Source organism: Afipia sp. GW822-FHT03D08, from assembly GCF_058801645.1.
In genome coordinates, this window is record NZ_JBXANK010000002.1 from 17,686 (window position 1) to 40,958 (window position 23,273).

22 protein-coding genes are annotated in these 23,273 nt (G+C 60.0%); 8 read left to right on the forward strand and 14 right to left on the reverse strand.

What is annotated here, in order from left to right; translation table 11 throughout:
- Positions 1–169 precede the first annotated feature (169 nt).
- From AC1RM7_RS15185 to AC1RM7_RS15215, 7 genes are all read left to right on the forward strand, one after another.
- The gene (locus tag AC1RM7_RS15185; RefSeq protein ID WP_024920950.1) at positions 170–484 is read left to right on the forward strand and encodes a hypothetical protein; all 315 of its coding nucleotides are present in this window, start codon (positions 170–172) and stop codon (positions 482–484) included.
- A gap of 161 nt (positions 485–645) precedes the next feature.
- Positions 646–927, forward strand: coding sequence for an acyl carrier protein (locus tag AC1RM7_RS15190; protein WP_002711294.1), 282 nt, complete (start codon positions 646–648; stop codon positions 925–927).
- 10 nt (positions 928–937) lie between these two features.
- The gene (locus AC1RM7_RS15195) at positions 938–1,411 is read left to right on the forward strand and encodes a 3-hydroxyacyl-ACP dehydratase FabZ family protein (RefSeq protein ID WP_006020046.1); all 474 of its coding nucleotides are present in this window, start codon (positions 938–940) and stop codon (positions 1,409–1,411) included.
- The gene (locus AC1RM7_RS15200; protein WP_024920951.1) at positions 1,404–2,603 is read left to right on the forward strand and encodes a beta-ketoacyl-ACP synthase; all 1,200 of its coding nucleotides are present in this window, start codon (positions 1,404–1,406) and stop codon (positions 2,601–2,603) included. Before AC1RM7_RS15195 ends, AC1RM7_RS15200 begins: the two co-directional genes overlap by 8 nt.
- A 13-nt stretch (positions 2,604–2,616) precedes the next feature.
- Positions 2,617–3,900: a beta-ketoacyl-ACP synthase gene (locus AC1RM7_RS15205; RefSeq protein ID WP_024920952.1), complete on the forward strand. Its 1,284-nt coding sequence runs from the start codon at positions 2,617–2,619 to the stop codon at positions 3,898–3,900.
- A gap of 98 nt (positions 3,901–3,998) precedes the next feature.
- Complete coding sequence (locus AC1RM7_RS15210; protein WP_024920953.1) at positions 3,999–5,021, forward strand: zinc-binding dehydrogenase; 1,023 nt, start codon at positions 3,999–4,001, stop codon at positions 5,019–5,021.
- Entirely contained in the window at positions 5,021–5,953 is a 933-nt protein-coding gene (locus tag AC1RM7_RS15215) for a lipid A biosynthesis lauroyl acyltransferase (RefSeq protein WP_024920954.1), read from the forward strand. The genes AC1RM7_RS15210 and AC1RM7_RS15215 overlap by 1 nt, the downstream gene beginning before the upstream one ends.
- On the opposite strand, the gene AC1RM7_RS15220 is transcribed toward AC1RM7_RS15215, so the two are convergent.
- The 10 genes from AC1RM7_RS15220 to AC1RM7_RS15265 all read right to left on the reverse strand — a co-directional run bounded on the left by AC1RM7_RS15220 (position 5,954) and on the right by AC1RM7_RS15265 (position 18,351).
- Positions 5,954–7,027 carry a polyamine ABC transporter substrate-binding protein gene (locus AC1RM7_RS15220; protein ID WP_444826211.1) on the reverse strand — a complete coding sequence of 358 codons (1,074 nt, stop codon included), beginning with the start codon at positions 7,025–7,027 and terminating at the stop codon, positions 5,954–5,956.
- 49 nt (positions 7,028–7,076) lie between these two features.
- The gene (locus AC1RM7_RS15225; protein ID WP_024920956.1) at positions 7,077–8,228 is read right to left on the reverse strand and encodes an aminotransferase; all 1,152 of its coding nucleotides are present in this window, start codon (positions 8,226–8,228) and stop codon (positions 7,077–7,079) included.
- Between the two features lie 5 nt (positions 8,229–8,233).
- The gene (locus AC1RM7_RS15230) at positions 8,234–8,578 is read right to left on the reverse strand and encodes a rhodanese-like domain-containing protein (RefSeq protein ID WP_034459405.1); all 345 of its coding nucleotides are present in this window, start codon (positions 8,576–8,578) and stop codon (positions 8,234–8,236) included.
- A 101-nt stretch (positions 8,579–8,679) separates the two neighbouring features.
- Positions 8,680–10,602, reverse strand: a complete 1,923-nt coding sequence (locus AC1RM7_RS15235) for a potassium transporter Kup (RefSeq protein ID WP_006020038.1) — start codon at positions 10,600–10,602, stop codon at positions 8,680–8,682.
- A gap of 148 nt (positions 10,603–10,750) precedes the next feature.
- Complete coding sequence (locus AC1RM7_RS15240; protein ID WP_006020037.1) at positions 10,751–12,652, reverse strand: potassium transporter Kup; 1,902 nt, start codon at positions 12,650–12,652, stop codon at positions 10,751–10,753.
- 154 nt (positions 12,653–12,806) lie between these two features.
- The gene (locus tag AC1RM7_RS15245) at positions 12,807–13,637 is read right to left on the reverse strand and encodes an OmpA/MotB family protein (protein WP_006020036.1); all 831 of its coding nucleotides are present in this window, start codon (positions 13,635–13,637) and stop codon (positions 12,807–12,809) included.
- A gap of 31 nt (positions 13,638–13,668) precedes the next feature.
- Positions 13,669–14,442, reverse strand: coding sequence for a motility protein A (locus AC1RM7_RS15250; RefSeq protein ID WP_006020035.1), 774 nt, complete (start codon positions 14,440–14,442; stop codon positions 13,669–13,671).
- A gap of 245 nt (positions 14,443–14,687) precedes the next feature.
- Entirely contained in the window at positions 14,688–15,566 is an 879-nt protein-coding gene (gene pssA, locus AC1RM7_RS15255) for a CDP-diacylglycerol--serine O-phosphatidyltransferase (protein WP_024920958.1), read from the reverse strand.
- Positions 15,567–15,645: 79 nt separating this feature from the next.
- On the reverse strand, positions 15,646–16,344 hold the full coding sequence (locus tag AC1RM7_RS15260) for a phosphatidylserine decarboxylase (RefSeq protein ID WP_006020033.1): 699 nt from the start codon (positions 16,342–16,344) through the stop codon (positions 15,646–15,648).
- A gap of 33 nt (positions 16,345–16,377) precedes the next feature.
- Positions 16,378–18,351: an ABCB family ABC transporter ATP-binding protein/permease gene (locus tag AC1RM7_RS15265; protein WP_024920959.1), complete on the reverse strand. Its 1,974-nt coding sequence runs from the start codon at positions 18,349–18,351 to the stop codon at positions 16,378–16,380.
- A gap of 221 nt (positions 18,352–18,572) precedes the next feature.
- Here AC1RM7_RS15265 and AC1RM7_RS15270 point away from each other — a divergent pair, with 221 nt between their 5' ends.
- Complete coding sequence (locus tag AC1RM7_RS15270) at positions 18,573–19,178, forward strand: LOG family protein (protein WP_024920960.1); 606 nt, start codon at positions 18,573–18,575, stop codon at positions 19,176–19,178.
- A 6-nt stretch (positions 19,179–19,184) separates the two neighbouring features.
- On the opposite strand, the gene AC1RM7_RS15275 is transcribed toward AC1RM7_RS15270, so the two are convergent.
- The 4 genes from AC1RM7_RS15275 to cysS all read right to left on the reverse strand — a co-directional run bounded on the left by AC1RM7_RS15275 (position 19,185) and on the right by cysS (position 23,242).
- Positions 19,185–19,574 carry a VOC family protein gene (locus tag AC1RM7_RS15275; protein ID WP_024920961.1) on the reverse strand — a complete coding sequence of 130 codons (390 nt, stop codon included), beginning with the start codon at positions 19,572–19,574 and terminating at the stop codon, positions 19,185–19,187.
- Positions 19,575–19,598: 24 nt separating this feature from the next.
- Complete coding sequence (gene cimA / locus AC1RM7_RS15280) at positions 19,599–21,197, reverse strand: citramalate synthase (protein WP_024920962.1); 1,599 nt, start codon at positions 21,195–21,197, stop codon at positions 19,599–19,601.
- Positions 21,194–21,718: a GNAT family N-acetyltransferase gene (locus tag AC1RM7_RS15285; protein ID WP_024920963.1), complete on the reverse strand. Its 525-nt coding sequence runs from the start codon at positions 21,716–21,718 to the stop codon at positions 21,194–21,196. The genes cimA and AC1RM7_RS15285 overlap by 4 nt, the downstream gene beginning before the upstream one ends.
- A gap of 114 nt (positions 21,719–21,832) precedes the next feature.
- A complete protein-coding gene (gene cysS / locus AC1RM7_RS15290; RefSeq protein WP_425993553.1) occupies positions 21,833–23,242 on the reverse strand; it encodes a cysteine--tRNA ligase in 1,410 nt (469 codons plus the stop codon).
- Positions 23,243–23,273 lie beyond the last annotated feature (31 nt).

Here is a 23,273-nt window from a genome sequence, read left to right on the forward strand (position 1 = left end):
TAACATCACTTTCAAGGCATTATTTTCCAGGCCACGAACGTGTTTCGAGCCGATACTCGGCTGGATCGATTCCGGCCTATTCTTTTCGGCATCACAGGAATACCTTCTTCGCGGAAGATATAGTTGCGCGACCGACTTAGGATGCCTTTGCTGATTTGGACTGTCTTTCATGACTGACGGCGATCATCGCGTGCTGAAATTCCGCCCGCGCACACGGGCACGGTCCCCGACGGCAAGTCCGGCCGACAAACTTGCGCCCGACCTGTCCCGCTACGAACGGGCGAACGAAAGTCCCGACGACTATCGTCATCGCATGATCGCGAATGCCGCTGCCATTGCCTTTACGGCAGCGCTGACGGGGGCCGGCATCTGGCTCGCCATGACCCTTGCCGATCTCCGGAACACGCAGGACTGCGTCCTGATGGGCCGACGGGATTGCGCGCACATTTCAGCACAGAAAACCGATCCGATTCGCCACAACTAGGGTCGAAAACGGATCATTTCGCTGTCACGTTGCGCCATTGAACTCGGATCATGGCTCCGATATACGGGGTTTAACCCGTCCAAAGGGGCCTGTGGCACGGTTTCGAGCCCAGCGCCCCATGCCAGAAATGGCATTTACCTCAAAAATCTCAAAGGTTTAGCATGTCGTCTACATTCGATCAGGTCGCCACGATCATTGCGGAAACGTGCGACATTCCTCGCGACACGATCACCCCGGAAAGCCACGCAATCGACGATCTGGGCATCGACAGCCTCGACTTCCTCGACATCGCCTTCGCCATCGACAAGGCGTTCGGAATCAAGCTGCCGCTGGAGAAGTGGACGCAGGAGGTCAACGACGGCAAGGCCACGACCGAGCAGTACTTTGTCCTGAAGAACCTCAGCGCGCGCATCGACGAACTGGTCGCCGCCAAGGGCGCCTGACGCCCCTGCCATGCAGCTCGAATACTTCCAGATGGTTGACCGCATCACCGACCTCGACGTCGGTAAGCGGACGATTACGGTCGAGTCGCAGGTCCCCGAAACCAGTACCGTCTTCGAGGGGCACTTTCCCGGCTATCCGCTGATGCCGGGCGTGCTGCTGACCGAGACGATGGCGCAGACGTCCGGCTGGCTCCTGATCGCGCTCCTGAAGTTCGAGCGCATGCCATTCCTTGCCAGCGTCAAGGAAGCCAAGATGCGCGACTTCGTGAAGCCTGGCGAACTGCTAACGATCAACGCGAGCCTCGTTCATGACGGCTCGGGCTTCGCTGTCACCGACGCCAACGTCCGTATCGGTGGCAAGTTGAAATGCAACGCGACACTAACCTTCCGCCATACGCCATTCCCTCACCCGGACTTGCGCGTACACATGGAAGCGATGGCGAAGCGTATCGGCTTTCCCGAACAGGCAATCGCTCATGACTGAGATCCCTTCATCAAAAGGCGGACCACGCGAAGCCTGGATCACGGGCATCGGCCTCGCCACATCGCTCGGCGAGGGGCTGGACGCGCATTGGGACGCGCTTAATGCCAAGACGATCAACGTCGACGAGACAACCTTCGCGCCCTACATTGTCCATCCGATGACCAAGCTGAGCTTCGACGCGCAGATCCCCAAGAAGGGCGACCAGCGCCAGATGGAAGCATGGCAACGCATCGGTACATATGCGGCGGGTCTCGCGCTCGACTCCGCTGGCGTCAAGGGTAACGCCGAGATCCTCTCGCGCATGGACATGATCGTTGCCGCGGGTGGCGGCGAACGTGACCTTGCGGTGGATTCCTCGATCGTCAACGCCAACATCCAGGGCAACGCCGATCCGGCTCTGCTCAACGAACGGCTGATGAACGACCTGCGCCCCACGCTGTTTCTGGCACAGCTGTCGAACCTGCTCGCCGGCAACATCTCCATCGTTCACGGCGTTACGGGATCGTCCCGGACCTTCATGGGCGAGGAATCCGCCGGCGTGGACGCTGCTCGTATCGCACTGGCGCGCATTCTTGACGGACAAAGCGACATTGCCCTTGTCGGCGCAGCCCAGAACAGCGAGCGCAAGGAAATGCTGATGCTCTACGAGTTCGGCGATTTCAACCTGAAGAACAAGTTTATGCCTGTCTGGGAACGCGACAACGGCTTCGCACTCGGCGCGGGCGGCGTGTTTCTGGTCATCGAGTCGAAAGAACACGCCCAGGCGCGCGGCGCAAAGCCCTATGCAAAGCTGACCAAGGTCTTTTCCGACCATGCACGGCGCAAGAACCCCGGTGACGTGACGGCAGTCCTCGAGGGACTGTGGTCAAAGATCGGAGCGATCGGCGAAAACAGCGCGATCATCACAGGCGCGACCGGAGCTGCGCCCGTGACTGCGGAAGAGCGTGCGTTCCTCAATAAGCATCGCGATATTCCAACCCGCGCCACCGCCACCCCTTTCGGCCATGTCGTAGAGGCTCAATTCCCGCTCGGTCTGGCGCTCGCGGCGCTGTCGATCTCGCGCGGCGCGCTGTTTCCGCCGAACGATAAAACCGGCGTCGAGATTGAAATGACCAAGGCGCCATCCCAGATTGTGGTGATCGGGGCCGGTCACTGGCGCGGCGAAGGCATGGCGCTGGTTGAGGCCGTCTAAGCGGGGAAAAACCATGACGACGACGACTCGCGACAAGTTCGGACGACCCATCGTAGTCGTCACCGGCATGGGTGTTGTCACATCCCTCGGCGCAGGCAAGGCCGACAACTGGGCCAAATTGACCGCAGGCGAGTCCGGCATCCGGACCATCACGCGTTTCCCGACCAACGGACTCAAGACGACAATAGCCGGCACCGTCGACTTCATTCCAGTCGAACCGTTCTCGTCGACCTCACTCTCAGAGCGGCTGGCCGATGTGGCTGTCGAGGAAGCGGTTGCGCAGTCAAGCATCGGCAGCAAGGGTGACTTCCCCGGCCCTCTTTTTTTGGCGGTCGCCCCTATCGAACTCGAATGGGAGCCCCGCAACGACATCGCCCGCGCGACGGGGATGAGCGCGGGTATCGATTATGACGCGCTGCTCAAGGCCAGTGGTAACGGCCGTTTCACCGGCTTGCACCGCCGCTTTCTGTTCGGCTCCGTCGCCGATCATCTGATCGAGACTTTCGGCACCAAGGGATCTCCGATTTCGCTGTCGACGGCATGTGCCTCAGGTGCGACCGCGATCCAGCTCGGTGTCGAAGCGATCCGCCGCGGCGAAACCGATGCGGCGCTGTGTGTCGCAACCGACGGCTCAGTTAACGCAGAGGCGCTTATTCGCTTCTCACTTTTGTCCGCGCTGTCCACCAACAACGAACCGCCACATGCGGCGGCACGCCCGTTCTCGAAGAATCGGGACGGCTTTGTCATGGCGGAAGGCGCCGGTGCGCTGGTGCTGGAAAGCCTTGAAGCCGCCACTGCGCGCGGTGCGAAGATTCTCGGCATCGTCGCTGGATGCGGCGAGCTTGCTGACTCATTCCATCGCACACGCTCAAGCCCTGACGGCAAACCGATCGTGGGCTGCGTGAAGAATGCACTGTCCGATGCCGGAATGCGTATCGAGCAGATCGACTACATCAATGCTCACGGCACCAGCACGCCGGAAAACGACAAGATGGAATATCTTGGCATTTCCACGGTGTTCGGCGATCGCGCACAGCAGATTCCGGTCTCGTCCAACAAGTCGATGATCGGACATACGCTTTCGGCTGCGGGCGCGGTGGAAGCCGTGTTCTCGCTGCTCACCCTTGAGAACCAGCGAATTCCGCCGACCATCAATTACGATGTGCCTGATCCGGCAATCCCGTTCGATGTGGTTCCGAACAAGGCCCGCGATGCGCGCGTGACAGCAGTGATGTCGAACTCATTCGGCTTTGGCGGTCAGAACGCGTCCCTGATCCTGGCCCGCGAGCCCGTCTAAAGGCTTCCGGCCAGGGTGTTCGGCGGTTGACGCCCTCCGCCGAACCGGCGATACCCACGTCCAAATCTGCAAGTAAATCAGCCTTTCAGGACGCCTTTATGCGTGCGCTCAGTCTTGTTGCCGACCGCCAGCTGGTGGTCGCGGATATGCCCCCGCCCCCGCCGCCCGGCACAGGCGAGGTGCAGATCCGCGTCAAGGCTGTCGCTCTCAACCACATCGACGTCTGGGGCTATCGCGGCATGGCTTTCGCCAAGCGCAAGCTGCCGCTCGTGGTCGGCGCGGAAGCCTCCGGCGAGATTGCAGCCATCGGCGACGGCGTAACCCGATTCAAGCCGGGACAGAAAGTCGTGATGTACGGCGCGCTGACCTGCGGCACCTGCCCCGCATGTCAGGCCGGCCGTGACAATCTCTGCGAGAACGTCGCCGGCATCATGGGGTTTCATGTCGACGGCTTCGCCCGCGAACTGATGAACCTCAACGAGCGGCTGGTGATCCCGGTGCCGGACGGCGTTTCCGATCGCGACGCGGCCTGCGCGCCGATCGCGTATTCGACCGTTCAGCACATGCTGTTCGACAACGCTAAATTGCTGCCAGGCGAGACAGTGCTGGTACACGCCGGCGGCTCGGGCATCGGTACGGTCGCGATCATGATGGCAAAGGCCATCGGCTGCACCGTCATCACCACGGTCGGCGATGACTCCAAGATTGAGGGCGTAAAGGCGCTCGGCGCGGACCATGTCGTCAACTATCGCAAAGACCGCTTCGAAGGTGAGACACGCAAAATCACCAGGAAAAAAGGTGTCGACGTGGTGTTCGAGCATGTCGGCGCAGATACCTTCAACGGCTCGCTGCTGGTCCTGAAGCGCGGCGGACGGCTGGTCACCTGCGGTTCGACCTCGGGCCCGACCACCACGATCAACCTGATGCAGCTTTTCCAGCAGCAGTACCGCATCTTCGGATCGTTCGGCGCGACCATCAAGAACATCGCCGAGAGCCTCGACAAAATGGCCGCCGGCATGAAGCCCGTCATCGACACCGAAGTGCCGGTTGAGGACGTCACCACCGCGCTCAAGCGGATGGAAAGCCGGCAAGTGTTCGGCAAGATCATCGTCACACTGTGATGCGCCGCCTGTTCCTCCGCACCAGGGCTATTCTGCGCGACGCGCTCAAGCCTGTGACAGGGGCGATCGTCGGCGCGATTGCGGTCGGACTTTTGCGCGCGACCCGCTATTTCGATCCCGACAAGACCGCGAATTTCTTCGGCTCGGTCACGCGAACCATCGGTCCATGGCTGCCGGAACACAAGATCGGCCGCGCCAACCTGACAGCGGCTTTTCCGGAAAAATCACCGGGCGAGATCGATACCATCCTGATGGGTGTCTGGGAGAATCTCGGCCGCGTCGGCGCGGAGTTCGCGCATATCGACCACCTCTGGGATCTTAATCCAGAGAGCTGGGAGAGTGGACGCATCGAGCCTGCTCCCGGCAGCATAGAGAAATTTCTTGCACTTCGCGACGACGGCAAGGGCGCGCTGATCTTCGCATCCCACCTCGCCAACTGGGAATTGCCCGCCCTCGCCGCTCCGGCCTACGGTCTCGAATCCGCCGTACTGTTCCGCCGCCCGAACATCGCGGCTGTCGACCGCGCGATCCAGGACATTCGTGCCGTCAACATGGGCACGATGGTCGCCACCACCCATGACGCACCGTTGCGGCTGGCGCAGGCCCTGCAGAACGGCATCCACGTCGGCATGCTGGTAGACCAGCACTTCGGCCGCGGCGTCGATATCACATTCTTTGGGCGAAAGACGAAAGCCAATCCATTGCTCGCGCGCCTTGCGCGGCAGATCGAAGTCCCGATCCACGGCGTGCGCATCATCCGTCTGCCGAACCATCGCTTTCGCATCGAGGTGTCAGACGAAGTGACGCCGGTACGCGATGCCGAAGGCAAGATCGACGTGCAAGGCACCACGCAGGCCATCAACAGTGTGATCGAAGGATGGGTCCGCGAACATCCCGAACAATGGCTCTGGCTACACCGCCGGTGGCGGTGATTAGCGGCCTGTCTTCACCCGCGTCCATAGCCGGTTGATGATGCGCTGGGTCGCCGGATCGCGCGCTGTGATCACGAACAAACGGCTCAAAGTCGCTTCATCCGGATAAACGGTCTTGTCATTCATGACCTTCGGATCGATCAGCTTCTGGCTGGCGAGATTGCCGTTGGCATAAGACAGGAAATCCGAGTTCTTGGCAGCGACATCCGGCCTGTAAAGGTAATTGATCAACTCGTGGGCCTCGGCGACATTCTTCGCGTCCGCAGGGATCGCAAAATTATCGAAGAACATCTGCGCCCCCTCCTTCGGAATTGTATATCCGATTTCGACGCCGTTCTTGGCTTCCGCCGCGCGGCTCTGCGCCTGCTTGATATCGCCCGACCAGCCGACCACGAAACAGATTTCGCCGGTGGCCAGTGCGTTCAGATACTCTGATGAATGAAACTTGCGCACATAAGGCCGCACCTTGCTGACAAGATCGGCGGCCTTTTCAAGATCAGCCTGTTTGGTCGAATTCGGATCGAGGCCAAGATAGTTCAGCGCGGCCGGCAGGATATCATCCGCGGAATCCAGCATGTGGATGCCGCAATCCTTGAACTTTGCGAGGTTCTCGGGAACGAAAACAGCCGACCATGAATCGATCCTGGCGTCAGCGCCGAGAATGTCCTGCACCTTTTTGACGTTGTAGCCGATGCCGGTGGTGCCCCACATATAATTGGCGGCAAACGCGTTGCCGGGATCATAAATCGCAAGGCGTTTAGTTACTTCTGGCCACGCATTAGCAAGGTTAGGCAGCTTCGTCTTATCGAGCTTCTGGAAAATGTTGGCCGCGATCTGACGCTGCAGGAAATACGCCGTCGGCACGACCACGTCGTAACCGGACTTGCCCGCCAAGAGCCGCGTCTCGACGGTCTCGTTGGCATCAAACGTGTCGTAGGTGACCTTGATACCGGTTTCCTTGGTGAACTGCTCGAGGACACCGGGCGCCATATAGTTCGACCAGTTGTAGAAATTCACGCTGCGCTGCTGCGCCTGCGTGAATGGCGTCGAAGCTAAAAGAACACCTGCAACAATTACAGCAAGGGTCAGTCCGCTCTTTCCACCAGCGATCACCGTATTCTCCTTAACCGTGAAGAACGTGCGTCAGCCGCTCAAGCGCAGTGTCGAGCGTTTCATCTTTCTTCGAGAAGCAGAATCTCACGACAGATGTGACATGGTTCTCTTCATAAAAGGCCGACACGGGAATGGCGGCAACCTTGTGCTCATGGACGATGCGCTTGCAGAAAGCCACGTCGCTTTCATTCAATCCAAGCGGCGCGAGATCAACGTTGAGAAAGTAAGTCCCTTGCGATTGCAGAACCGGGAAACCAAGACTTGAGAGGCCTTTGCTCAAACGATCGCGGCTGCGCGCCAGATCCGCCCGCATTTGCAGGAAATAGTCATCTGGTTTGCCGAGGCCGTAGGCGACTGCAACCTGAAGGCTGGGCGCCGTCGTGAAGGTGATGAACTGATGCGCCTTCGCGAGCACACGCAGGATCTGCGGCGCGGCGCAGACGAAACCGATTTTCCATCCGGTCAGGCCAAAGATCTTTCCGGCCGATCCGATCTTCACCGTGCGATCGCGCATGCCGGGAATCGAAATCAGCGGAATGTGTTCGCGGCCGTCGAATACCACATGCTCCCAGACCTCATCGCAAATGGCGATCAGGTTATGCTCCTGACAAATCCGCCCGAGCATCTCGAGATCCTCGCGCGGATAGACAACGGCAGCCGGATTCAGCGGATTGTTGAGAATGACGTAACGCGTCTTTGGAGTAATGGCAGCGCGGATCGCCTCTTCCGGCAGACGCCAGTGCGGCGGCTCAAGACGCAGAAACTTGGGAATGCCACCCGCGAGCCGGATGATCGGCACATAGGAATCGTACATCGGCTGGAACAGCAGCACTTCATCGCCCGGCTGCACGAGGCCGAGGATCGATCCTGTCAGCGCCTCGGTGGCGCCCGACGTCACCATCACCTCGTTCATGGGATCGAGTTGCAGGCCGTGCCAATGGGCGTAATGGGTCGCGATAGCCTGGCGCAGTTCCGGAATCCCCATCATCGAGGGATACTGGTTGTAGCCGTTCAGGACGGCGTCGGCGGCCTTCTCCCTGACGTCGAGCGGACCGGGATCTTCCGGGAAGCCTTGGCCGAGATTGATCGCGTTGAGGTCGCGTGCAGCCTGCGACATGACGTCAAAAATGGTGTTCGGCAGATCCGCGAAAATCCGGTTCACGAGGATCAGCCGCCTGTTTTGGACGGCAGTCCGGCAGCCTTCCACGCCAGCATGCCCCCTGCGAGATGCGAGTCGTACGGCTTGCCCGCCGCCTGTGCGGCCAGCGACGCCGTCACCGAGCGTTTGCCGGAGCGGCAGGCAAAAACCACCGTCTTGCCCTGAGGATCTGGGATCTCAGCCGGATCAAACGTTGAGAGCGGCAGCACCACCGCGTCCGGATAGGCCTCGGCTGCGACCTCATTGGGCTCACGCACATCGATCAGGAGATAGCGCCCCTGTGCAATTCCGGCGGACACCTCTTCCGCCGTCAAATCGTGAACTTTCTCAGCCTGTGACACATCGACCTCCACGAGGGTAATCCAGAAGATCGGCCCCCAAGATTAACCGCGAACGGCGCACAACCTCTCTTTTTGTGACAAGAAAATCAAGCTTGGCGGGCCGCCGGTTATCCCTAAATCGTGACCTGCGTTCCGACTTCCACCACACGGCCGGTCGGGATCTGGAAGTAGTCCGTGGCGTCGTTCGCCGAACGGCTCATGCCGATGAACAGATGATCCTGCCAGCGCGGCATTCCAGACTGCGCAGCGGGCTTCAAGGCGCGGCGCGACAGAAAGAACGATGTCGACATGATGTCGAACTGCCAGCCGAGCTTGCGGGCAATGGCGAGCGCTTTCGGAACGTTCGGCGATTCCATAAAACCGAACTTGAGCGTGACCTTGGAGAACATCTCCCCGACATCCTCTAGCCGTACCCGCTCTGCGATATCCACGCGCGGTGTCGACGCGATCTCGATAGTGAGAATGACATTCTTCTGATGCAGAACCTTGTAGTGTTTCAGACTATGCATCAGCGCGGTCGGAGCATAGTCCGGATTGCTTGTCAGAAAGACTGCCGTGCCGGGCACGCGCTGCGGCGGCTTCTTCTCCAGCATCGTAATCAGATCGGTGAGAGGAATTTCCTGCCGATGCGACTTTTCATAGAGCAGCCTGCTCCCCCGCCGCCACGTGTACATTAAAAGCATGACCGCGCCGCCGAGCGCCAGCGGCACCCAGCCGCCTTCGAAAACCTTGAGCAGGTTTGCCGTCAGGAATGTCAGATCGATCGCAAGAAACGGCAAGATCAAAGCGGCCGCTGCGAATGATGACCACCTCCACACTTTCCAGATGACGACGAAACCCATCATCGCCGTGACCACCATCGTGCCAGTGACCGAGATGCCGTAGGCCGACGCCAGCGAACTGGAAGAGCGAAACATCATGACCAGCATCAAAACGCCAACAAGCAGCAACGTGTTGACACGCGGAATGTAGATCTGGCCCGAATGCGCTTCGGATGTGTGAGTGATCTCGAAACGTGGCAACAGACCGAGTTGAATGGCCTGCCGCGTCAAGGAATAAGCCCCCGTAATGACGGCCTGGCTCGCGATCACGGTCGCGACCGTTGCGAGCACAACCATCGGAACCAGCGCCCATTCAGGAAACATTAGAAAAAACGGATTCTCGATCGTGTGAGGATTGCCGATGACCAGTGCGCCCTGCCCGAGATAGTTCAGTGCCAGCGACGGCAACACCAGAAACAGCCATGCCGTCTGGATGGGACGTTTGCCGAAATGACCAAGATCGGCATAGAGCGCTTCGGCGCCGGTCACGGCGAGGAAAACCGCGCCGAGCGTGACCAGACCAATGATCCCGTGATTGAGCAGGAATGAAACCGCATATACGGGATTGAATGCGAGTAGCACGCTTGGCTGTTGTGCGATCAATGGAAGCGCCGCCACCGCCATGACGGCGAACCAGATACACATGATCGGGCCGAAGAAAGCGGCGACGCGGGCCGTGCCGCGCGATTGGACAGCAAACAATGCGACGAGAATGATAATCGTGATAGGAACGACGTAGTGATCGAGCGCGGACGTTACGAGCTTGATGCCTTCGACCGCAGACAGCACCGACAGCGCCGGCGTGATGACCGCATCACCGTAGAAAAGCGCACCGCTGATGATGCCGAGCAGAACAACAACGCCGCCGCTGGTGCCCAGCGCGCGCTGCGCCAGCGCCATCAATGCAAGCGTTCCGCCCTCGCCGTTGTTATCGGCGCGCAGCAGGATCACGACGTATTTGAGCGTGACCACGACAATAAGGGCCCATAGAATCAGCGACAGCACGCCGAGCACGGCTTGCGTGTTGGCCGTCGCGGCCGTCGCGCCGGCTGCTGTCACAGCTTCCCGGAACGCGTACAGGGGGCTGGTGCCGATATCGCCGTAGACAACGCCGATACTCCCAAGCATCAGTCCCTTGAAGGACGCGGTGGAATGCGTCTCACCATGTCCATTTGCCGCCGGCGTGTCCGCCGCGGCTGATGTGGTATCGGTCATCAGGAAGATTGCCTCGAAATTCACTGCACAATTGCAGCGCGGCAGGCCTATACCCCGCGCTTCGCGCACACGTTAAACTGTTTTCATGCCACAGGCATGTCCTAAACGCATATACCCTCTAAGGCAGATCTGCATTTAACAAGACTAATCAGATAGTTACCTGAGTGCCAACTTCCACCACGCGCCCGGTCGGAATCTGGAAATAGTCGGTGGCATCGTTCGCGGACCGGCTCATGGCAATAAAGAGATGGTCCTGCCACAGCGGCATACCGGATTGGGCGGAAGGCTTTAGCGAGCGCCGGGACACGAAAAACGACGTCGACATGATGTCGAACTGCCAGCCGAGCTTGCGCGCGATTGCCAGCGCCTTCGGCACGTTCGGTGATTCCATGAAGCCGAAGGTGAGCCGGACGGTCGAGAACTTGTCGCTGATCTTCTCCATCCGCACGCGATCGGCCACATCGACACGCGGTGTCTCGGCGGTGTGGATGGTCAATATGACGTTGTGCTCGTGCAGAACCTTGTTGTGCTTGAGGTTGTGCAGGAGCGCGGTCGGAACGTATGCGGGATCGCTGGTGAGAAAAACCGCGGTGCCCTTCACGATGTGCGGCGGCCGTTTTTCGAGACTCTTGATGAGATCGGCTAACGGCACTTCGGTGCGCCGGGTCTTGTTGATGAGAATCACGGTACCACGGCGCCACGTCCAAACCAGACCAGCCATCAAAATCCCGAACAACACCGGCACCCAAGCGCCCTGAAGCAGCTTCAGGAGATTGGCGGTCAGGAAGGTCAGATCGACGATCACCAGAGGCACGATCAGCGCGGCCGCAGTTGCGGCGCGCCAGTTCCAGAGCTTCCAGATCACGACGAAACACATCAAGCCGTCGCAGACCATGGTGGTGGACACGGCGATGCCGTAGGCCGACGCGAGATTGCTGGACGAGCGGAACAGGCCGACGAGCAGCAATACGCCGATCAGCAACATCACGTTGACGCGCGGCAGATAGATCTGCCCGGCGTGGGTTTCGGACGTATAGCGAACCTCAAACCGGGGAAGCAGTCCGAGTTGAATGGCCTGACGCACCAGCGAGAATGCGCCGGTGATCACCGCCTGGCTGGCGATGACGGTCGCCGCAGTCGCAAGACAGATCAGGGGCACCAGCACGCTTTCCGGCACCATGCGATAGAATGGATTTTCGATGGCTTCCGGATGCGCCAGAACCAAAGCGCCCTGGCCGAAATAATTCAGCAGCAGGCACGGCAGAACGAAATAAAACCACGCGGCCTGAATTGGCTTGCGGCCGAAGTGACCAAGGTCGGCGTACAACGCCTCACCGCCGGTCACGGCCAGAAACACCGCACCCAAAATCACCAGCCCGATCATGCCGTGCGTCAGCAAGAACTGGACGGCAAATATGGGGTTGATGGCGTGCACGATGCCCGGATCGTCGCTGATGTGCATCAATCCCATCACGCCAAGGGTCAGGAACCAGATGATCATTACGGGACCGAAGGCGCTGGCGACCATAGCGGTTCCACGGCTTTGCAGAGCAAACAGACAGACGAGAATCACAATCGCCAGCGGGACGACATAGTGCTCAAGCGCCGGGGCGGCGATCTTCAGACCTTCGACCGCGGAAAGCACGGAAATGGCCGGCGTAATCATCGCGTCGCCAAGGAACATCGCGCCCCCGATCACGCCAAGCGCCAGGAGCACCCAACTGCGCCTGCCCAGCGCCCGCTGGCCAAGGGCCATCAGCGACAGCGTTCCGCCCTCGCCGTTATTGTCTGCGCGCAGCAGCAGCAGCACATATTTGATGGTGACGACGACAATCAGCGACCAAAGGATCAGCGACAGAACGCCGAGCACGATCTCCCGCGAGACGGGACCGCCATGGGTCGCGTTGTGGACGGCTTCGCGGAAGGCATACAACGGCGACGTGCCGATATCGCCGAACACCACACCGATGCTTCCAAGAGTAAGGGCCCAAAATCCGGTCGTTACCGGCACCTCTTGGGGCGTATCGGCGGATGTATCGCTGGCAGCCATGATCGAAGGAACGCCCTGACGGTGTCTTTTGATCCCGGCAAGCCCGGCGATCACTTTGGAGTGGCGCTTCTTATATCACTGCCATCCGATGTCCAATGCGACGCGTCCGCAGGAACCGCGGAACACGGTCAGATGGTATAATAATACACCTAAATCAGGGCCTCAGATTGGGCGGCAACGGCGGGTCCTCCCGCATCAATGTAATCGTCACACGCCTGTTTGCGGCCAGTGAGGGGTCGTCCGGAAAGAGCGGTTGAGTATCGGCCTTGCCCGCGACGGAGAACACGTGGGAGGTCGGCAAGCCCTCCTGTTCAAGGATCTGGCGGACGACATTGGCGCGGTCTGCGGACAGGTCAAAGCCGTCATACCCGGAACGCGATGGCAGGAAGCCTGCCGAAGTGTGACCGACAATAGCAACCCGCAGCGGCGTGGCCTTGAGTGGCGCGGCAAGCTTTTGAAGCAGGCGCCGCGTCCGCTCCAGAGGCTGCTTGGAGCCGTCGGCGAACATCGACCGGCCGTCTTGATCGACGATTTCGAGGTTGAGCCCCTGCTTGGTCTCCTCGAACATGATGTGTTTGGACAACTCGGAAATCTCCGGCAGGTCCTGCAGCGCCTGACGAAGCGAGGCGGAGGCGAGCGCGAATTCGCGGTCGGTCTTCATGCGCGCGCCGGCCGTCTTGTTCTTGTCTTCCTGATCCGGCGTCGGATTATTGGATGCCTCCTCCGGCGGAATGTGCGCAACGTTCCGCATCTTGGGACGTGTCGGCAAACCATCAGACTCGATAAGACCCGAGAAGCGCGATGCGTTCTGGACGCCGAAGGCATCCCGCATCGAACCAGCAACGATTTTGAGCTTCTGCTGATCCTGGGTTGAGAACGCGACGAGCATCACGAAGAAGCTCATCAGCAGCGCCATGAGATCGGCGAAGGTCACGAACCAGCCGTGACCTCCCCCGTGTGCTGCGCCCTTCTTTTTCTTGGCCATGGCCTATGCCGCCTTACGTCAGCGCGAAAGATCAAGCCGGAACCGGCTCGCCCTCTTCATGGCGATGCTTTTCAGGCAGATAGGCCAGCAGCATTTCGCGGACCAGCGTCGGCGACTTCGCGTCGCGGATCATCAGGATTCCGTCGATGATCAGGGTGCGATTGGTATCTTCGTCCGTCAGTTTGACATGCAGTTTGTCGGCGATCGGCAAACAGAACAGGTTCGCAACAAGCGCACCGTACAGCGTCGCGAGCAGCGCCACCGCCATGAAAGGACCCAGCTTCGACGGATCGGACATGTTCGAGAACATCTGCACCATGCCGATCAGGGTGCCGATCATGCCGAACGCCGGCGCGCAGTCGCCGATGGCGCGATAGATCTTTTGTCCCTCGTCGAGATGCATCAGGAAATTGTCGCGGTCGCGCTCAAGGTTGTCGCGGATAAAATCCATGTCGTAGCCGTCGGCGACGTAACGGATTCCCTTGGCAAGGAACGGATCGTCGGTTTCAACTTTTTCAAGCCCCACGGGTCCCTGCTTCCGGGCGACTTCCGCAAGTTGCGCCAGTTCGTCGACCAGTTCGCGCGATGTCGTCTGCCGCATCGTGAACGCGTACTTCAGCCCCATCGGCATGCCATGAAGCATGGCAACGAAAGGAAACCGGATCAGCGTTGCAGCAAAAGAGCCACCTCCAATGATGATGATGGCGTGAATGTCGTAGAAAATCCGGAAATCGCCGCCCATCAGGATCAGGGTGACGAGAACGGCAATACCAGCGAGCAGGCCTGCCCCGGTGGCGATATCCATTTCAAACTCCGACGCAACGATACGGCGCGGCCCGTTCTGAGCGCGCATTTGAACACTAGCGTCGGTGCAATTAAGTTCGGGTAAAGGTTATCGAATTGATGCCATGGCGCGGCAAGATTGCCGTGAGCACCGCAGAAACCGGACGCGAACACCGGATATATATGCGGAAAGCCGCATTCCGGTGGAAGCGATCGTGAAAAATCTCAGGAATTCATTAACCATAATCGCGCCAAGGCGGCTGACGGTCAGTTCAGCCGTGGCGGCCGTTCATTCTCAACGGAATCGGAAACGACGTTGAAATCTGCCGTCGCAGGGCTCGAATAGCTTGGTTCGCTTGCAGCGGCGGCTTCTTCGCGCGCACGGCGCTCATGTGCGCGATAGGACGCCCACCCGAGAGGAAGACTGAGCAGATAGATCAGCGAGCCGCCGGTCAGAAGATGCCACGGATAGCTGATCAGAACGGCGATGAACAACACCACGAGGACGACGACCGGCAGAACCATGTCCGGTGCGATCCTGCCGCCGATCATCTTGCCCGAGAACACCGGCAGCCGTGACACCATCAGGAACGCGATCGACAAGGTGAACACCGCCGTAATCGGAGCCGGCAGTTGCGGCGCGCCGATGAACACCAGGTACATCGGCAGCAGCACGCAAAGCGCGCCCAGCGGAGCCGGCACGCCTGTGAAGTAGTTTCCGGCGAAGGCAGGTTTGTTCGGATCGTCCATGGTGGCGTTGAAACGGGCCAGCCGCAGACCGCCACTGATCGCAAAGATCATCGCAGCGATCCAGCCGACATTCTTCAGCTCGTGCAACTGCCAGAAATAGAGAATGAGCGCGGGGGCAACGCCGAAGTTGACGAAGTCCGCGAGGCTGTCCAGTTCGGCTCCGAACCGGGACTGCCCCTTGATCATGCGCGCCACGCGGCCATCAATGCCGTCGAGCACAGCCGCGAACACGATCGCCGCCAGCGCCAGTTCGTTGCGCCCTTCGATCGACAGCCGGATTGCAGTCAGGCCGGCGCAGATCGCCAGCAACGTGATGACGTTGGGCACAAGCATCCGGATCGGAATCTGGCGAAACCGGCGACGGCGCAGATCAGGCGTTCTGGGATCGGAAGGCATGTCCATAAGCCCTTATATAGCAATCCCCTCAATGCTTCGCCATTGTGGCGAAACGGCAGGAGGATGATCGCGGGCTTGGTTAATCCACCCGGTAGCTGCGGCCGCCGTCGCCAAGCTTGAAGTCGGCCAGCACGGTTTCACCGGCAATGGCCGTCTGGCCTTCCGACACCAGCGCCTTGGCCCCTTCGGGCAGGAACACGTCGAGCCGCGAGCCGAAGCGGATGAGCCCAAAGCGCTCGCCTGCCCCGAGGACCTGGCCCTCTTTCACGAATGACACGATCCGCCGCGCCACCAGCCCGGCGATCTGGATCACACCGATCCGGCCAGCCGGCGTCGAGATCACCAAAGAATTGCGCTCGTTGTCTTCGCTCGCCTTGTCGAGATCGGCGTTGAGGAATTTTCCAGGGCGGTAGGCGATGCGATCGATCCGTCCGGCCACCGGGCTGCGGTTCACATGGCAGTTGAACACGCTCATGAAGATCGAGATGCGCGGCAGCGGCTTGTCGCCGAGACCGAGTTCGGCCGGCGGCACGGCCTGCACCACCATCGAGACGCGGCCATCGGCCGGCGACACCACGATGCCTTCCCGCACTGGCGTTACCCGGACCGGGTCGCGGAAGAACAATGCGCACCAGACCGTCAATGCTGACCCGATCCAGCCCAGCGGCGTCCATATCCAAAACAGGATCAGGCTGGCGAAGGCAAAAGCTCCGATGAACGGGTAGCCTTCCGGATGGATCGGCGGAATCTGGTCGCGAATGGACTTAACGACGGACATGCGTTCAAGAACCTGCGTTGAATTGACCTAAAACTATTCTGCGGCTTCCGGCGCTGCCAGCGGATCATCGACCGGCGGCGGCGTGCGATTGGGCGCGATGTTCTCGTCGGCCATCATGGCCAGCTTTTCCCGCGCTTCCTGGGCCTCACGTTGCCTGTTCCACATGCTGGCGTAAAGGCCGTTTGCCGCCAGAAGCTGCGCGTGAGTGCCGCGCTCCGAAATGCGGCCCTGATCCAGCACGATAATTTCGTCCGCACCGACGATGGTGGACAGCCGGTGCGCGATCACCAGCGACGTTCGGCCGCGTGCGACCTTTTCCAACTGGTCCTGGATTTCGCGTTCGGTGTGGCTGTCGAGGGCCGATGTCGCCTCGTCGAGCACCAGAATCGGCGGACCCTTCAGAATCGTACGCGCTATCGCGACGCGCTGCTTCTCGCCACCGGAGAGTTTCAGCCCGCGTTCGCCGACTTCGGTCTCATAGCCGTCCGGCGACATGCGGATGAAGCCGTCGATCTGCGCCATCGTCGCGGCCGCTTCCACTTCCGCGTCGGTCGCATCCCACCGGCCGTAGCGGATGTTGTAACGGATGGTGTCGTTGAACAGCACGGTGTCCTGCGGCACCATGCCGATCGACGCGCGCAGCGAAGACTGCGTGACGTCACGAATGTTCTGGCCATCGATTGTGATCTGACCGCCGCTGACATCGTACAGCCGGAACAACAACCGGGAGATTGTCGATTTTCCCGCTCCCGATGGACCGACAATGGCGACGGTCTTGCCTGCGGGCACCTCGAACGAGAGCCCCTTCAGGATCGGCCGTTCAGGATCGTACGAGAAACGAACGTCTTCGAAACGAACCGTACCGGCTGAAATCTGCAACGGCTTCGCGCCCGGAATATCTTTCACTTCCGGATTGCGCGACAGCACGCCGAACATCTTTTCGATGTCGATGATCGCCTGTTTGATTTCGCGATACACCATGCCCATGAAATTCAGCGGCTGATAAAGCTGAATCATCATGGCGTTGATCATAACGAAATCGCCGACCGTATTGGTGCCGTTGCGGATCCCGACGGCGCACATCAGCATGGTTGCGGTGAGGCCGAACGTGAAGATCACCGCCTGCCCGGTATTCAGCACCGCGAGCGAGGTGTAGGTGTGAACACTGGCGCGCTCATAGCGCTCCATGGATTTATCGTAGCGCCGTGCTTCCCGTTCCTCGGCGCTAAAATATTTCACCGTCTCGTAGTTCAGCAGCGAATCGATCGCCTTGGTGTTGGCCTCGGTATCGGAATCGTTCATCCGCTTGCGAATCTCGATCCGCCATTCGGTCGCGTAGTAAGTGTAGAGCATGTACACGACGACGGTGACGAACGTCACGAGCACGTACCGCCAGTCGAACTGCCACAACAGCACGCCCATCATCAAAGCCAGTTCGACGATGGTCGGCGCAAGTTGAAGAATGACCATGCGAACCATGGTCTCGATGCCGGTGCGGCCGCGTTCCAGCACGCGGGTCAGGCCACCTGTCTTGCGTTCCAGATGAAAGCGCAGCGACAGTTCGTGCATGTGCACGAAGGTCAGAAACGCCAGCTTGCGCACCGCGTGCATCGCCACCTTGGCGAACAGACCGTCACGCCACTGCGTCAGCACCATCATGACGATGCGGATGGCGCCATAGCTGAGCGTCATGATGAGCGGCGAAGCGATCAGCCACAGCAGCCAGTTCGACGACTGGACCGGCGCGGTGTCGGCGCCGGTCAGTGCATCGACGGCCCACTTAAATGTGAAGGGAACAAACAGTGTCGCCGCCTTGGCGATGAGCAGCAGAACCATCGACCAGACGACGCGCATCTTCAGATCGGCACGGTCGCCCGGCCAGATATACGGCCATAGATGCGCCAGCGTTCCGAACAGCGTGGCTTTTTCGGCATTCACTTCGGTGGCTGCTGCCGGCTGGGCGTCATTCAGCGCCTCCGCAGGCTCGGCGGGATAGAGATCGGCCATTTTAGCGTCGGTCGCCTTGGGACTGCCGGACGCTGCCGGAGGCGGCTCTTGCCGCCATATCGCATGGTGGAGTCATATGCGTCATATAGAGCGTTCCCGCCCCTTTCGCACCCTGCCCGGCGGCTCTTTTCCTTAAAAAACGGCGATTCGAGAAACAATCGACTGTGCGCCGCAAGATACGCGTCTTGACGATGTCGCAATGCGATGCCACATCGCATAAGATGAATACTATCAAGAACGTCTGTGTTTATTGCGGTTCCGGCCCCGGTACCAATCCCGAATTCGTTAAAGCCGCTACAGCCTTCGGCAAGACCCTTGCCGAAAACGGCGTCGGCTTGGTCTATGGCGGCGGCTCCATCGGCCTGATGGGCGCGGTTGCGGCCGGTGCACTTGAAAATGGCGGCAAGGTCACCGGCATCATCCCGACCTTTCTGACCAAACGGGAGCACGTCCTGAAAGACGCGCAGGAGCTTATCGTCACGAAGGACATGCACGAGCGCAAACAGCTCATGTTCGAGCACTCCGACGCATTCGTCGCATTTCCCGGCGGCGTCGGCACGCTGGAAGAACTCGTCGAGCAGATGACCTGGTCGCAGCTCGGCCGTCACAGCAAGCCGATCCTGCTCGCCAATATCGCGGGCTTCTGGAATCCGCTGCTCGTGCTGATCGATCACATGAAGCAGACGGCGTTCATCCGCGCCAACCTGTGGGTTGATGTTCTCACCGCTGATCGCGTTGAGGATATTCTCCCGACACTTCAGAAGGTCGCGGCGCAGGTGCCGGAAGCAGCCAAGCTGATGGACGATCAGGTCGCAAGCCGGCTGTAATCCGGCTTATACCGGCTGATCGTCTTTGAGAAATGTCACCGCCTCGATGCGGTTTCCGTCCGGGTCGGCAACGAAGGCGGCAAAGTATTTGACGCGGTCATGCGGACGCACGCCGGGCGGTCCGTCGTCCGCGCCACCTGCCCCCAGAGCCGCGGCATAAAACGCTTCAACCTCGCCCGTTGTTCTGGCGCGAAGGCAGATGTGCGTGCCGCTGTCCGGCGACACGCGCGTCATGTTCGGACGCAGATTGATCCAGAATTGCGGATAGCTTTTTCCAAAGCCGACCGTAGCCGGCCGCGCGATCAGCTTTGTCAGGCCGAGTGGCGCAAGCGCGGCCTCATAAAAGCGCGCCGCCCGTTCAAGATCGGCAACCCCCACCGAAACATGATCGAGCATTTTGACGCTTCCTCTTTGGACGGATCACGCAGGTGCGTTGGATTTCACCAGCTTGTAGACGACCGAATCCATCAGGGCCTGAAATGATGCATCGATGATGTTGGGCGATACGCCCACCGTGGTCCAGCGTTCGCCCGCCTCGTCCTCACTCTCGATCAGCACGCGGGTGATCGCCCCCGTGCCGCCATTGAGGATACGCACGCGATAGTCGACCAGCTTCAGACCTTCGATGTATTTCTGATACTTGCCGAGATCCTTGCGCAGCGCGACGTCGAGCGCATTGACCGGGCCGTTGCCTTCCGCCGCCGAGATCAGCATTTCACCGGCGACATCCACCTTCACCACCGCCATCGCCACGGTGACATGCTGTCCCAGTGCATTGTAACGCTGCTCGACGTTCACATCGAACTGCACGACCTTGAAATAATCCGGCACCTTGCCGAGCGTCCGGCGCGCCAGCAAATCGAAGGAAGCATCCGCGGACTCATAGGCATAGCCCGCCGCTTCCTTCTCCTTCATTTCCTCAACCAGACGCGTCAGCTTCGGATCATTCTTGTCGAACGGAATACCGGCCCGCTCCAGTTCGGCGATGACGTTGGAGCGTCCGGCCTGATCGGAAACCAGCACCTTGCGGTGGTTACCGACAGCTTCCGGCGTGATGTGTTCGTAGGTCTGCGGGTCTTTCAGAACCGCCGAGGCATGGATGCCCGTCTTGGTGACGAATGCGCTTTCGCCGACATAGGGCGCATGACGATCCGGCGCGCGATTGAGGATATCGTCCAGCGCGCGCGAGGCATGAACCAGCGTTGCGAGCTTTTCGTCCGATACGCCGATCTCGAATTTGTCGGAAAATTCCTTCTTCAGCTTCAGCGTCGGAATCAGCGAGCAGAGATTGGCGTTGCCGCAACGCTCACCCAGCCCGTTCAACGTACCCTGGATTTGCCTCACGCCCGCGCGCACAGCAGCCAGCGAATTCGCAACTGCCTGCTCGGTATCGTTATGCGTGTGGATGCCGAGATGATCGCCGGGGATGTGCTTCACAACCTCGCCGACGATGCTCTCGATTTCGTTCGGCATCGTGCCGCCGTTGGTGTCGCACAGCACCACCCAGCGCGCGCCGGCGTCGTACGCCGCTTTCGCGCAGGCCACCGCGAATTGCGGATTCTCCTTAAAGCCGTCGAAGAAGTGCTCGCAGTCGAGCATAACCTCACGGTCCGACGCCTTCGCCGCGCTGACGCTGTCGCGGATCGAGGCGAGATTTTCCTCGTTGGTGGTCTCGAGCGCCACCCGCACCTGATATTCAGACGATTTGGCCACAAAACAGATCGCATCGGCCTTCGCCTCGAGCAAACCCGCGACGCCGGGATCGTTCGACACCGAACGGCCCGGGCGGCGCGTCATGCCGAAGGCGGTGAATTTCGCATGATCGAATTTCGGCTTTGAGGAAAAGAATTCCGTATCCGAGGGGTTCGCACCCGGATAGCCGCCCTCGATATAATCGATCCCGAGATCGTCGAGCATATTTGCGATGATCTGCTTGTCATGCAGCGTGAAATCAACACCGTTGGTCTGCGCGCCGTCGCGCAGCGTCGTGTCGAACAGATAGAGACGCTCGCGGCTCATGATGGTCTTCCCGGCATCTCGCCTTGCGGCGCATCGCCGCCCAGTGATTTCTTCATGGTGGTATTAGCCAGCCATTCGTCGCCGACCGACACCGTATTCCGCTGCTGGGCCGTATAACCGCGCTTGACGAAAAACGGCTCCGCGGTGTCGCTGGCTTCGGCCGTCAGCGCGGTCGCACCGCGTGCACCGGCCAGTTTTTCCAGTGCGTCGCAAAGTGCCGTGGCGACGCCCTGCCGCGCAAAGCCCGGATGCACATAGAGCAGGTCGAGATGATCCTTGCCTTTGAGCGAGGCAAAGCCCACCGGCGAACTTTCGATGGTCGCCACCAGCGTCAACTGGCCCGCAAGCCGCCTGCCGAATTGGTTTTCGTCCTCGGCGGCGCCTGCCCACGCCTCACGCTGAGCATCCGAATAGTCATCCTCAGCCAACTCATCGATGCTGGCGACGAAGATCGCCGCGAGCACTGGAGTGTCCTCGGGAAGAAACGGCCGCAAGCCGACTTTTGGGATGGATTGGCCCATTGCCTTACCAGACGTTGACGAGTTTGAGCGCGAGCGCGATGGCTGCAACAATCAGCAGCCACTTGATCGCGATATAGTAGCGCCAGTGCTTGGGAAAAGGCGTGTCAGGCTTTGTCATCGCGCAATCTCCCATGTGGTCACAGGCTTGCCGTCGGCATCCTTGCCGTCCTTCAACACGATTCCTCTGGCAGCAAGTTCGTCGCGGATGCGGTCGGATTCCTTGAAATCCTTCCGCGCACGTGCGGCAGCTCGATCGGCGATCAGATCATCGACATTGCCCGCTTTGGAAACGGCGCTGGCATCAGCCTTGGCAACCCACGCCGCAAACCGCGCGGCATCGAGACCGAGAAACGCAAGCGCGTTGCCAAGCGCGACGGCGGCTTCATCTCCCGGGTCGCGAACCTGCTTGCGCAAGGCGTGCAGTTCAGCAATCACCCTGGGTGTATTCAGATCGTCAGCCAGGGCTTCGATAACAGAAGAAGGCGGTTCTCCTGAGGGCGGCGCCGCTACGCTGAAAAAGTCTTTTAGCGTGTTGAATGCATTGTCACACGCAGCCAACGACCAATCGATCGGTGAACGGTATTGGGTTTGCATCATTGCAAACCGCAATGCGTCGCCAGGCCATGAACGGCCGCGCCAGCCTGTCAGCAACTCCCTGATCGTGACGAAGTTGCCGAGGCTCTTCGACATCTTCTCGCCCTCGACCTGCAGGAAGCCATTGTGCATCCAGACATTGGCCATCCGGTCGTTGTGGAACGCGCAGCAGGATTGCGCCAGTTCGTTCTCGTGATGCGGAAATACTAGGTCGATGCCGCCGCCATGAATGTCGAACTGCTCGCCGAGATGTTTCCACGCCATCGCCGAGCACTCGATGTGCCAGCCCGGACGTCCCTGCGGTGTAATGCCGCCCGGTGAAGGCCATGACGGCTCACCCGGCTTTGACGGCTTCCACAGCACGAAATCCATCGCATCGTGCTTGTAGGGCGCGACATCGACACGGGCACCAGCCAGCATCTCGTCGAGCGAACGCCGCGCCAGCTTGCCGTAGTTCGGATCGGATGCGACGTTGAACAGGACGTGATCCTGCTCGACATAGGCGTTGCCGCCCGCGATCAGTTTCTCGATGATCGCACGCATTTCCGCGATGTGCTCGGTCGCGCGCGGCTCGACGGTCGGGCGCAGGCAGCCAAGCGCATCGACGTCCGCATGAAACTGTTTTTCCGTCTCCTCGGTGACCTTGCGGATCGCCTCGTTCAGAGGAAGGCCCGGAAAGTCCCGCGCGGCGCGATCGTTGATCTTGTCATCGACATCGGTGATGTTGCGGACATACTTGACGTGGTCCGCGCCGTAGATGTGCCGCAACAAGCGAAACAGAACATCGAACACGATGACGGGACGCGCATTGCCGATATGCGCGAAGTCATAGACCGTCGGCCCGCACACATACATGCGCACGTTCTTCGGATCGAGCGGCCGGAACGGCAGCTTCTCCTTCGTCAGCGTGTCGTAGAGCTTGAGCTCCATGGAAATCGAATCCCTTGCCTTGCGGCCGGGT